The 11,958-nt window shown below is 41.1% G+C and carries 12 protein-coding genes; all 12 read left to right on the plus strand.

The annotated features are described in order from the left end of the window. The first annotated feature begins 156 nt into the window (after positions 1-156). The 12 genes from P20439_RS17175 to P20439_RS17235 all read left to right on the plus strand — a co-directional run bounded on the left by P20439_RS17175 (position 157) and on the right by P20439_RS17235 (position 11,911). The gene (locus P20439_RS17175) at positions 157-774 is read left to right on the plus strand and encodes a LysE family translocator (RefSeq protein ID WP_008108867.1); all 618 of its coding nucleotides are present in this window, start codon (positions 157-159) and stop codon (positions 772-774) included. Positions 775-1,043: 269 nt separating this feature from the next. After that, on the plus strand, positions 1,044-1,745 hold the full coding sequence (locus tag P20439_RS17180) for a hypothetical protein (protein WP_008108865.1): 702 nt from the start codon (positions 1,044-1,046) through the stop codon (positions 1,743-1,745). After that, entirely contained in the window at positions 1,745-2,647 is a 903-nt protein-coding gene (locus P20439_RS17185) for an LPP20 family lipoprotein (RefSeq protein WP_008108863.1), read from the plus strand. Before P20439_RS17180 ends, P20439_RS17185 begins: the two co-directional genes overlap by 1 nt. Positions 2,648-2,741: 94 nt before the next feature. Then, on the plus strand, positions 2,742-3,779 hold the full coding sequence (locus tag P20439_RS17190; protein ID WP_008468686.1) for a hypothetical protein: 1,038 nt from the start codon (positions 2,742-2,744) through the stop codon (positions 3,777-3,779). Continuing rightward, positions 3,776-5,143 carry a hypothetical protein gene (locus P20439_RS17195; RefSeq protein ID WP_008108860.1) on the plus strand — a complete coding sequence of 456 codons (1,368 nt, stop codon included), beginning with the start codon at positions 3,776-3,778 and terminating at the stop codon, positions 5,141-5,143. The genes P20439_RS17190 and P20439_RS17195 overlap by 4 nt, the downstream gene beginning before the upstream one ends. Before the next feature lie 9 nt (positions 5,144-5,152). Continuing rightward, positions 5,153-6,445, plus strand: a complete 1,293-nt coding sequence (locus P20439_RS17200) for a hypothetical protein (RefSeq protein WP_008108857.1) — start codon at positions 5,153-5,155, stop codon at positions 6,443-6,445. Next, positions 6,445-7,158, plus strand: a complete 714-nt coding sequence (locus P20439_RS17205) for a hypothetical protein (RefSeq protein WP_008108855.1) — start codon at positions 6,445-6,447, stop codon at positions 7,156-7,158. The genes P20439_RS17200 and P20439_RS17205 overlap by 1 nt, the downstream gene beginning before the upstream one ends. A 71-nt stretch (positions 7,159-7,229) precedes the next feature. Further along, positions 7,230-8,399 carry a murein transglycosylase domain-containing protein gene (locus P20439_RS17210; protein ID WP_008468687.1) on the plus strand — a complete coding sequence of 390 codons (1,170 nt, stop codon included), beginning with the start codon at positions 7,230-7,232 and terminating at the stop codon, positions 8,397-8,399. Between the two features lie 2 nt (positions 8,400-8,401). Next, complete coding sequence (locus P20439_RS17215) at positions 8,402-8,971, plus strand: hypothetical protein (RefSeq protein WP_008108850.1); 570 nt, start codon at positions 8,402-8,404, stop codon at positions 8,969-8,971. 45 nt (positions 8,972-9,016) lie between these two features. Further along, positions 9,017-9,265 (plus strand): DUF4282 domain-containing protein, encoded by a 249-nt coding sequence (locus tag P20439_RS17220; RefSeq protein WP_008108849.1) that lies wholly within the window; start codon positions 9,017-9,019, stop codon positions 9,263-9,265. Positions 9,266-9,619: 354 nt separating this feature from the next. Then, positions 9,620-10,474 carry a PA4780 family RIO1-like protein kinase gene (locus P20439_RS17225; RefSeq protein WP_008109146.1) on the plus strand — a complete coding sequence of 285 codons (855 nt, stop codon included), beginning with the start codon at positions 9,620-9,622 and terminating at the stop codon, positions 10,472-10,474. A 1,218-nt stretch (positions 10,475-11,692) separates the two neighbouring features. Further along, a complete protein-coding gene (locus P20439_RS17235; protein ID WP_008109149.1) occupies positions 11,693-11,911 on the plus strand; it encodes a phage integrase N-terminal SAM-like domain-containing protein in 219 nt (72 codons plus the stop codon). Positions 11,912-11,958: the final 47 nt, after the last annotated feature.

Genomic DNA, 11,958 nt, shown 5'->3' on the forward strand with positions numbered 1-11,958 from the left:
GCGCGAAATACTGCGCTGCTAACTCGGGCTAAGCTCGTTGCCCATTGCCCGTAGCCCGACTCTCGATGCTGTTATTTCTAATTTACCGATAGCTATTTTTCCTTTACCCTTTTATTCAAAATTAACACTACTTTTTTAACCTATTGCGAGCTTTAAATGATTGATGTAGCTGCACTTGCGGTATTTATTCCTACCTTCTTTTTTGTGTCTATTACTCCGGGTATGTGCATGACACTGGCCATGACTTTAGGCATGAGTATAGGCGTGCGCCGAACTTTATGGATGATGATTGGCGAGCTATTAGGTGTCGCCAGTGTTGCGGTAGCCGCGGTGCTAGGTGTAGCCAGTGTTATGCTTAATTACCCCAGTGCATTTGATATTTTAAAATGGCTAGGTGGTGCTTATTTAATCTACATTGGCATTAATATGTGGCGTGCGAAAGGAAAAATGTCGGTTGATACGCATAATACAACAGCCGTGAGCCGATATTCATTATTTTCACAGGGGTTTGTAACCGCCATTGCCAATCCAAAAGGATGGGCGTTTATGATTTCCTTATTACCTCCTTTTATTAGCGTACAATACAGTGTTGCGCCCCAATTAGCGGTGCTGGTGGCCATTATTTTACTCTCAGAGTTTATCTGTATGATGATTTACGCAACAGGTGGTAAAAGCCTGCGGTTATTTTTAACCAAAGGCAATAACATTCAGTGGATGAATCGTATTGCGGGAAGTTTAATGGTGCTAGTGGGGGTTTGGTTAGCTATAGATTGATAATTAAATCAACCATACTAAATTTGCTGTAATTAGAAAATGAACCTCTTTAGATTTAAAATTACTTTGTAGTCATCATTTCTAAAATAATGCCTAGCTGTAGTTACATTTGTTATTATTTTGCGAAAACTGCGTATAAATTTTGAAATTTCGTGTTGCAATTCATCTTAAATTCAGCAACTATATAAGGGCAATTCAAGGAAGAATGAATTAAGTCAATAGCTTAGCTACATGCTTTCTTGCCTTTTAAACTTATAGGAAATTTCCACATGAAGAAAACCATTCTTTCCGCGCTGATTTTTGCTCCTCTTTTCGCAGGCTGTGTGTCTACTGCAGATAATTCTGGTGACTTAGACCGCAACGCAGTTGTTGCTGAATTAACTACCCGTATGGATACTCTTGGCTATCAATACCCGGTAGATGTTGTGCCTGGTATTAACGAATTTTTAAATGCATCGGCCATGGTGCTAGAGCGCCAATATAAAGTTATGTCGCAGTACCGCACATCGACTGATCATCTTGATGCACGAAAATTCTTATACGCCAATAAAGATGCTTCACCTGAAGAGCTAGAGGCAGCCATTGTAAAGTTTGATGCGGGCGCTAAAAATGAAGACGAAAAGATAGGTCATAAACTTGCTACTTACAACGAAGCTAATGAAGCGATTTATCAACAAAACGTTGAGCTTGCCACACAGCTAACTATTGAAGCCGCTAAATCTGCACTGTTACTAACAGAGTATCGAAACGAAGTTGCTGCGGCTTTAACACTAAGTGCAGGCAGTAGTGTAATGAGTATGTTCGCAGATGATGAAAATGAAGCTGAGAACCCAAAGGATATTGGTGTCGCATTATTAAAAGCAAAAGATCAACTTGCGTTAGCACTTGAAGCGAATGAAATTATTGAACTTGAACAAGCAACCATAGCATCAATTAACGAGCGGCAGCTTACGCTAGAAGCGAAAAATTAATGAAAACAAGCCTATTTGTCTTGTTACTGGCATTTGCTTGTATTACTTCAGCACAAAGTTGGCCTGCTTGGGTACTTCAGTCTCAACAAAGTGATGAATATATTACAGCTGTAGGTATTGGTGAAAGTCGCTTAACTGCAAAGCAAGCGGCTCTAGCTGACATAGTAACGCAACTGAGTGTTGATGTAAGTACCGAGCAAGTACAGCTATCAAGCAAGCAAAATACTCAATCAACAGGTTATTTTCAGCAAACTACGTCCCTTAGTAGCTTGCCGTTTACCCTTACGGGCACAGAGGAGCTTAATAGCGCTGAGCAGGCAAATTTGTTTGCCCTACAACTCGGTGTGAAAAAATCAGTCATTGTTAACACGGTAAAAGCTGATTTGTCAGTGTTATTCCGCGTGTCACCGAGCGACAAAAATAGTGAACAACGCTTTATTTGGGCATTGCAGTATAGTGGTTTACTCAGTGATGCAACAAAAAAGCTCGCGGTACTTGAGTACTTGTCAGGGGCTCAACCTTTAATTAGAACTCGCTTAAATACCTTATTAACGGATCAGTCAAGCGCGCTAAATGACGTTGCATGCGATGTGGTTGGTGCACTGAGCGCCCATGAAATCAAGTCGGCTTTAAACGATGCCCTACCCCACAGTGGTAATACTCAATTGTGGATGCGCCCGCAATTACGCTGGTACTATGCTAACAGTAAAAATAGCCACAGCGCAAAAGCGATTTTATCTTTAGCACTTACCCGCAGTAGTAGCCCATTCAAGGTGTTATTACAACACGATTTACACGCCCAAGAAACGGGGGCAACAACGAATGCTGCGAAACAAAAAGTGATTCAAAATTTAGTTCAACAACTTAAAGCGCCACCTAGTACATGGCTGTTCGATATTTAGGAATAATAATGAAACTCATAAAAAAATTACCCTTTCAGCAATCACTGTCGCTTTATTAGCGGGTTGTCAGACAAAGCCGGGTAGTAGCACACAAGTGGCCAAAGTAAGTAATCGTGCCTCTAACGCGCAAGTGGCTAAAAGCGCCTACGACTTTAAAGACCACGATATTACTATTCCTGCTTATTTTGATACTCAAGGGCTAGAGCGCTGTACGTTTGATGTTAATAACGAAACCGATAGCTGCCCGTTAAAAAAGCCTATCGTACGTATGTATTTTGACCTAGCTCAAGTAACTGGAAGTGGCATTGGCGTAGATGCCATGCGAGAGTTCGATAATAATAACTTACTATTGATGGTTGAAAATCAATTTGCCGGCATTAATCGCTTTAGAATTATTACCCGTGATGACGACACTATTTCAAAAGAGCAGCAAATATTTTTACAGCAACAAGGTGCTAAAGCAGCAGCTAAACGCGCCGAAGTAAAAGCGTTAATGCCGGATTTTATTGTAAAAATAGATTCCCTGAGAACCATTAAAACAGAAGGAGCTTATAGCGATTGGGCAGATTATACCTTAGAGCTCACCACCGGGGTGATTAACCCACAAACTCGCGAAAAGCTTTCACACCCAAATTTGGGTAAAATACGGGTTAAGTCAGAAGACGTACGTGAGCGTTCTGAGCTTCAATTTACCAGATTAAGTGGTCGTTATTATACGGGTTTTCATTATGATGATAGCGCGCATGTAAACGCGGTATTTAATGATATGGGTTCGCGGGGTATTGATATTTTATTAACCCGTATGCTCAGTGAAATGCCTGCCACAGCGCAAGTGTTAGGCATTAAAGGCAACAAAATTAGCCTTGACCGTGGCCAAAATGCTGGCGTATTACCCAATGAAACCATGATTATATTTAGTTATGAAGCTGGTTTTGTGGAACCTCTAGGTGTTGCAAATGTTAACCCGTCACGTAATAGCGCTAATGGTGAGATTATTCGCTGGAAAGATTCGAACATGGCTGATAACGTAAAAAATAAAGCCGAGAATGGCATATATCGCCCCGCCAGTGGCGCCAAAATTTTTGCTGTATCGGTAGGCACGCCAGCTAACTTTTTGGAGAGCCGTACATGATAAAAAAGCTTGGTGTTTTAGCACTATGTTCGTTAAGTGCACAAGCACAAGTAGAAGTGCTTGCAGATGGTACATTACAAACCCAGGCGTGTGCTTATGGGCGCGGGAGTACCGCTATTACTGGTGCTAAAGCACAAGCCAGTGCAGAGCTGATACGCTTTTTACAAGGGAACAAAAGCCTCACAATGCAAAGTGCGCAGCAGCAGTTAACCACAGATTTAACCGATGACGCGACAAGCCTTTATGAGCAGCAACGTAGTGTAATGCTAGAGGGCTTAAATGCGGGGGCGGTACCATTAAATTACAGCGTGCCAAGACTCAATGGCAACGATACCTGCATGACGGTGAGCCTAAATCCATCAAACTTAGGTGAGCCGGTAGAGCAAAATTGGCAGCAAGCAACGCAAAATATTAGCGTTACGGTGATAGGACAAGGCTGGCAAAAGCAAGGTAAGACTGCGCTCAGCAATGCTGAGCAAGATGCATTACAGCGTGCGGTATCGCAGGTGGTTGGGGTTTGGCTTACACAACAGCATACCCAGTCATCAAGCACCAGCTTAAGTATTAGTGATGATAATGAATCAACTACTATGCAAGAGTTAATTGGCCAGCAACTATCAAGTCATAGCGAAGGGTTGATTAAAGAGTGGCAAACGCTCCAAAGTAAGCAGTTAGAAAATGGCGGGGTGGAAATTACTATTATGGCGGTGGTTGAAAAAGCCCCTTTAATTCAACAAGCTTCGCAATTATTGAGCATGATAGGTTCGCCTCGCGTGCATGTGATTGCACCTGAGCCTTTAAAAACAGAACTTAAAACATGGCTAAATGAGCAAGGTATTGAGGTGGGCGCTGCAGCCAGTTTAGAACTGTATGCTAGGTCTGAGCTAGTTAAGCGAGACAATAACCGACAGCTTCGTTTAATTGTTGATGTGCGTGATTTAGCTGGCAATATTTATGGGAAGTGGCAAAACGACCCTTCGTTAATGGCATTACCTAACGACGAAAATGTTAAGACTGATTTAATGGCTGTGCATTTAGCCAGTGAGTCACAATCGGCAGCATTGCATCGGGCATTAACTGGGGCGTTTACAAAAGTCGTTGCACGAGGCGGTTTAGTCAGAGAGGTATTATTACCGAGTAAAAAGCTTACGCAGCCAGAAAAATTATATGATGTACTTAGCACCTTAGGCGGTGTGAGCGATGTATCGATTCATAAACGTAGTGATTATACCGTAGCAAGTCTCAGGTACAAAGGTGATACTGGTGAGTTCGCTCATGCAGTAGAACAAGCAATGGCAACCATTACTGCAAATACACTATCAAAAATTATCGTAGAAGATGATTTTACACTCAGGTACCAATAAGGAAGTATGATGAAATTAAAAATATTAACATTAGCAATGGCTTTAGCTATGCCTGTAGCTGCTGAAGAATTTAGCTTAACCGATATGATCCCTGCACGCCCTGGTGCGCAAGTTGCGGGTGCTGAACAAGCAACAGTATCTGGCGATGTTGTAGTAGCAAAAGATACTAATGTTGCTGTTGCTGTTGCGCATCAGTCGCTGATTGATGACGACGAAGATGGCATTAAGATGATTCAAGTAGGCAGTGGCACCGGTATTTTATCTATTGGTACTGCCAGCTATAACACCTATGACAATATGAATGCGACCTTGCTTTCAAAGCGTGGTGCATATAATCAAGCTTATTTGATTGCTAAAAAACAACTAATAGAAAACATGAAAGGCGTGGAACAGCGTTGTGGCAATGTAGTTACGGCTTCCATGGATGTAATAGACACGGGTGTTGAAGGTGTTGCTAATGAGCAAACGAATATGATGGAAGCGTGTAAAGAGTCAGTATCAGGCTCGTTAGCCGGCTTTGTCACCTATGATGTGTATGACAATAATGATGAGAAATTAGTACGCGTAAGCCTAATTTCTACACCTAAAACACGCTCTCAAATTCAAGGTAATCGCGGTGCCGTCGCGGTTACTAGTGAGCCCAATGCTATTTTTAAACAAGTAATTAGTGATGTTAAATCAGGGGTATTACCCCCGGTTGGTGCTAAGGTGCTTACCCATGCCGATAGTGGTGAAGTTATTGTATTAGGGTATGGTTCAGCGATTATTCGTGGTAATAAAAACAATAAAATAGCACGAAAACTAAAAGGTGTGGCTAAGTCTCAATCGCAAACCCGCGCTCGTTCAGCTTTACTTGCCACGATGCAAGGTGAAGAGGTTTATTGGCAAGGTAGCTTTGATGAAAATCAAATGGAAGGCACTCAACAATTTGAGTACGACGATCCTAACCTGAATGATCCGCAGCAAGTTCAAGTGCTTGAAGAAGATCGCAATACATTTTTAAATCAATTAAAAACTTCTGATGAATACGCCACAATTACTAAAGGTAAATTACCACCGGGTGTGAGTGTTAAGAGCTTTGCAAGTGATGATGGAATGTGGCAATACAGTGTGGCTGTTTATGCGCCAAGCTTAGAAGCGACGGCACGCCAAGCGGCAAAAGAAATGGCGGGTAATAACGGCAATACGGTTAATGGTATGAGCCGTTCGGGCAAAAAAATAAAAGCAGTGGGTGGTTTAAACGAGAAAGCGGCTAATCCTCAAGGTGCGTCAGGCAAAGTAGCGAGTGAAGAGGAACTTTAATGCTAGCACCTATTATAGGGCTTTCGATGGTGGCTTCGGCCACCTTTGATTCTGAGCAAACAATCGAACAACAAACTGCTTTTTTTAAAAGCCAGGCGATTGGACAATATGCCCGTGTAATGGCATTAAAGCCCAGTGCCACTAGTGCACTTGAACAAGCGTGTCGTAATGCTCTCACCTTGCCTGAACGTCATAAAATAAAGCAGGCACTTGCGAATAAGCTAAATATTAGCTTGCCTGAGTCGGTAAGCTTTATTGAAGCGCAAGTTAGTGAGTTTAAGCAGCAAAAACAACAAGGCTGGCTCACCTGTAGCGGCATTGTTACCCCCGCAGCGGATGATATTAACGAAGCTGGGCTAGCAATAAGAGCTGCTTGGCAAGTTGGTAATCAAAAAGATAAATCTAATTTGCGTTCTTTGCTTAGTGTGGCGATGAATCACCCTACCACAATGTCTGATGCGGTGGCACTCGCTGCAGCACAGTCACCCAAAGAACAGCGTTTAAGCTATCTTGATAAATACTTAGAACCTAACGAATTAAAACTTGATGCGGCTAAAGCAGCAGTTGCACAAATATGGTTTGTTAATCAACGCTATAAACAAGTGCTCACGCTAACTCAGCAGTGTGAAAGTATTAACTGCAAGCGGTTAAACTTTGCAGCAAAGGCTGAGTATGAGCAGCAAACTGCCGATGATTTAAGCAGTTATTTTTAATTTTTATAGGGATATAAACTGTGTGGGTAAAAAGTAAATGCTTATTAAGGTTAACAGCAATAACGTGCCTGTTGTTAAGTTTAACTAGCCAAGCAGATAACAGTGATGAGCGTGATTTTGCGGCGTTTTTGAAGCAGCGGCATAGCGAATTTAGCCAGTATGAGCAGCAGCAACAGCAAGAGTTTGCTGCATTTGTGAGTGCTTGGCGAGATGCTCAAGCGGCGTATTTAAAGCAAGTAACTGAAAAGTGGAAAGATCCAAATTTACCTAGCGCAAAAGTGTGGGTGCAATATAGCGACGATTTAAATAATCGCACCACTGTAGACTTCGAACGTGGTGAAGTAACGGTCGAGTTACTTAATAATCAAGACGACACACAAGCCATTGCCTATGCACAGCAGCAGTTAACGGAGCTGTCGCAGGTGAGTGTTGATGAAACCTTAGCAAAAGACCCTGTTTATATTGCCGCCAATTATAGCTTGAACAAAAATAAAGTGACGGCGCACACCAGTGGACAGCCGCAGGCAGCTAGAGCGAAAGTTATCAAAAAAGCACCGCAAGTCACTAGTCAACTAGCACAACAAAGTGTACTGACTAAAGCAATGGTTAAACAAACACTTGCCAGCAAACCACCTAAAGTGACAAAGCAACAAGAAAGAGTAACTATTAGCTACACATTGCCTACAAACACTTTATCTAGCCAAGCTAAGCGTTACTTACCTGAAGTGAAGCAGCAAGCTGTTCGCTATAACCTAGAGCCTGCCTTACTGTTAGCAATAATTCATACCGAGTCGAGCTTTAATCCGCTGGCACGCTCGCCAATCCCAGCGTTTGGTTTAATGCAAATAGTGCCAACATCGGCAGGCAAAGATGTTAGTCAGTTTTTACAAGGTAAACCGTTATTACTTAGCCCTGAATATTTGTTTCAGGCAGATAACAATGTAGAAGCCGGTAGCACCTATATACACTTGCTAACTAATCGCTACTTTAAACATGTACGTAACGCGCAATCTCGGCTTTATATGAGTATTGCAGCTTATAATACCGGCCCAGGCAACGTAGCTAAAACCCTTAGTGGTTCTAATTCACTTAACCAAGCCAGCATAGCAGCGAACACTATGTCGCCAGATAAAATTTATGATTTCATGGTGAATAATTTACCAGCACAAGAAACCCGTAACTATCTACAAAAAGTGGTTAAACGCACCGCTTATTATCAACAGCAATTGAAGGGAATTTAAAGATGAAAAAGTTATTACCAGTATTCGCCGCTTTGGCGCTAGGTGCGTGTTCAAGCACTGAAAACACACAATCACAGCCGCTTGCTAAAAATGACTCGGTACCTAGCTGGGTATTACTACCAGTTTCAGAAAAAGGCTTAGCTTCATCATCATGTGTGCCATGGTCTGGAAGTATGGCTGTAGATAGAGCGCAAGCAATTGCAGCAGCACGCGCTGATTTATCACAACAAATACAAATAAAAGCTAGCGTAATGGATAAACTATACCTTCGCAAAGCACAAAGTAATGATGAGCTAAACGCGGGCGGGACATTTGAACAAGTCAGCAAGCAAGTTGCTCAGCAGAGCTTGGTGGGTGCAGTACCGCAAGAAGTTGCTTTTGCAAAGCTAGATGGCGTAAAACAATTATGTACCTTTGTAGTTATGAACAACACGCAAGAGACTTTCAGCAATCTTGTTGATCAATCAGGTAAGCGTTTAGATCCGAACTCGCGTGAAGCGCTTTATGAAGAGTTTAAAACGCAAAAAGCGATGAAAGAGCTTGAAAAAGAGCTCGAAAATTTAAATAAGTAAAACAAATCAATTAAAAACAAAAATAGCTATAAAGGAAGTTTAATTATGAAAGATATATTTTTCTTTGACTCGATGCTGACACCTAAAATTATTACCTTTGTGTATTGGTTAATGTTATTGGGTGCACTAGTTTCAGGTATTACTACGATGTTTGCTAATTATGGTGGTGGTTTTTGGGCTGGATTAGGTATTGTTATTGGTGGTGCTATTGGCGCTAGAATTTGGTGTGAGCTACTTATCGTACTGTTTAAAATTCACGAAAACCTGCAAAAAATAGTGAATAAAGCGGAGTAAATAGTGTTCAGCGTGCAACTCAACCTGCTTTGCTATACAAGTTTGCACGCTGGTTAACTCTTACCGTAGTTGTAATATTACCGCGCGCTTAAAGTAAAAATAGTGCGCAGCCTTAGCTAATAATTGTTTATAAAATAGAAAATGCGTTTGGCTTTTACGCTAGAGTCGCTTATTCTAGCGGCATACAGGTAGTTGGTTAAAATTACAGTTAAATTTAACTATTAACGCACTGCTACTAAATCACCGCATATAATCTGCAAAGGTAACACTTCGTTTGAACCACATAAATACTCATATATCAAAAGCACTAAGCAACGTCAGTATTACTTACTCATTTAAATTAGTAGCCCCACTGTGAAAATACCTAAACGCTTACAGCCATTAGTTGATGATGGTTTTATTGATGAAGTGATCAGCCGTTTAATGAGCGGTAAAGAGGCCGATGTATTTGTGGTCGCCTGTGGTGATGACATTCGCTGCGCTAAGGTTTATAAAGAGGCCAGTAAGCGCAGTTTTAAAAAGGCAGCACAGTACCAAGAAGGGCGAAAAGTACGTGGTGGCCGCCAAGCCCGTGCTATGGGTAAACGTTCAAGTTACGGCCGTCAATTAGAAGAAGAAATTTGGCAAAATGCCGAGGTTGACGCACTCTCGCGTTTATCCTCAGCAGGTGTTCGGGTACCGCAAACTTACGGCTGCATTGACGGTGTATTGCTAATGGAACTTGTAAGCGATGATGAAGGCGATGTTGCACCACAACTTGGCGCGGTTGATTTAACCGAGCAACAAGCCATTGAGCAGCACACATTAATGATGCATTACATCAAGCTCATGCTGTGCGCAGGGATTATTCACGGTGACTTATCTGAATTTAACGTACTTGTAGATAGCAACGGCCCAGTAATTATTGATTTACCCCAAGCGGTTAACGCCTCTGCTAATAATAGCGCCGAGGCGATGTTTGCTCGCGATGTAAATAACATGCGCCGCTATTATGGCCAATTTGCACCTGCGTTATTGCACACGCAATACGCCAAAGAAATGTGGGCACTGTTTGCCGATGCTAACTTAACCCCGCACTCAAAACTCAGTGGCGAATTTGAAGACGACAGCGAAGCTGCAGATGTAGACTCAGTACTTGACGAAATTCAAGCCGCCTTTGATGAAGAACAAGAACGTAAAGAACGCATTCGCGACGCTGATGAGCAATAACCCTTAATTTACGTGCTGAGTTTTGACTATTAGATCAAAACTTAGCATGTAGGTATGGGCCATAAGGGATGAGTTTAGCTCGTCACTGCAAAATCTAAGTTAGTTCTGTCATTACTATCAACGGGAACCGACAGGTGTGCATTTAACTAAAAGCAGCTTGATACTATCCATTAATTAAATACCATTGAGCCTGCAAACACATATTCATTATCAGTGTAATAGCTGATAAATTCTTCCTCATTAAAATCACATTTATAAAAAAAAGACGTTGTGACGGTCTTTTTATTATTTATGGTTATTTCGAATTCAGCCTGTGATGCTTTATTAAATAAAACACTACACTTAGTATTTAAGCCTAACGAATAAACCTTCCCATCAATTTCGATACTGTTGTTGCCTAAAGTAATTTCATTGGGAGTTGTTAATAAATGCAAAAAGTAATAGAGCCCTGTTAAATAAAAAAAGGAGAAACAAACAAAGCAGCCTTTATCTTTACAGACTCAGAGTCATGTAAATAATAGGTAGAGAGGATGGATATTATAGAGAACAAAACAACCATAACAAAATTTGGAGAGAGCCAGTTTTTGGTAAATTTAAATATCATCTTCGATCGAGAGGTAAGAGTGACGGTCGACTCAATAATTTAAGCTAACAGAAACTAAGGTTCTAAATTTGTAGCCTATCTTATTAAATTAACAATGGTATTTCTACATTTAAGCGCCTGAATAAAATATGCACTTCGTCCATTCCCTTGTGTTTGCCTGCTAACCTTTTTGACCACGTTATTGTGATATCGTACAAAGCCCTCCTTGTCGTATTTTCGACAACTTTTTAAGCATAAACGAGAGAGTCCTTAATGACTAAAGTTGACACTTTTGCGAAGTTCGGCTGTGAGCGAAAAGCGATCATTAAGATTGGCTAAATATCGTCGTTAATTGATTTGTTAAACTGCTTTTTGCGCATATATTCATGAAAATGAGCGGCACGCGCATATTATTCTATTTAACTTTTCTTTAAAGTTTTAGAAAACTTAGTGATAGTAATACCTTAGGTTATTTGTTAAAACTACATAAAGTAGGTAAATGAGCGTTATATCGGCAGAAATATGCGCGATGAGCGCACTATTAAAATGTTGAACTAAGCCGCTACGCGGAGATCCTATTCTTATCATTTGAGCCACACTTACCTTGGGGTTATCCCATAACTTGGAGGTAAGTCATGAATACACTCATTGAACAAGTCAAAACTGGAATAGCCTATCGTGGTTATTCGCAAAGTACATGTAAAAGCTACTGTGAACATTTACTAAAACTCAGTCATTATTTTAATAAACCGCTCGATTCGATTACTGATGAGGAACTTAACGCCTTTTTTAACGATCCTGCGATTCGTAAACTTTCTAGAGCAAGCCAAAAAATACAGATAAACAGTATTTAGTTTCTGTTTAAGAATATTTTACATCGGCCACTTAACTTAGATATTGT

The organism is Pseudoalteromonas sp. BSi20439, assembly GCF_000241165.1.
GTDB lineage: Bacteria > Pseudomonadota > Gammaproteobacteria > Enterobacterales > Alteromonadaceae > Pseudoalteromonas.

Coding starts and splice junctions, on each gene's coding strand:
- P20439_RS17185 (WP_008108863.1), top strand. CDS start 1,745: ATGAAAACAAGCCTATTTGTCTTGTTACTGGCATTTGCTTGTATTACT.
- P20439_RS17195 (WP_008108860.1), top strand. CDS start 3,776: ATGATAAAAAAGCTTGGTGTTTTAGCACTATGTTCGTTAAGTGCACAA.
- P20439_RS17175 (WP_008108867.1), top strand. CDS start 157: ATGATTGATGTAGCTGCACTTGCGGTATTTATTCCTACCTTCTTTTTT.
- P20439_RS17220 (WP_008108849.1), top strand. CDS start 9,017: ATGAAAGATATATTTTTCTTTGACTCGATGCTGACACCTAAAATTATT.
- P20439_RS17235 (WP_008109149.1), top strand. CDS start 11,693: ATGAATACACTCATTGAACAAGTCAAAACTGGAATAGCCTATCGTGGT.
- P20439_RS17180 (WP_008108865.1), top strand. CDS start 1,044: ATGAAGAAAACCATTCTTTCCGCGCTGATTTTTGCTCCTCTTTTCGCA.
- P20439_RS17215 (WP_008108850.1), top strand. CDS start 8,402: ATGAAAAAGTTATTACCAGTATTCGCCGCTTTGGCGCTAGGTGCGTGT.
- P20439_RS17205 (WP_008108855.1), top strand. CDS start 6,445: ATGCTAGCACCTATTATAGGGCTTTCGATGGTGGCTTCGGCCACCTTT.
- P20439_RS17200 (WP_008108857.1), top strand. CDS start 5,153: ATGAAATTAAAAATATTAACATTAGCAATGGCTTTAGCTATGCCTGTA.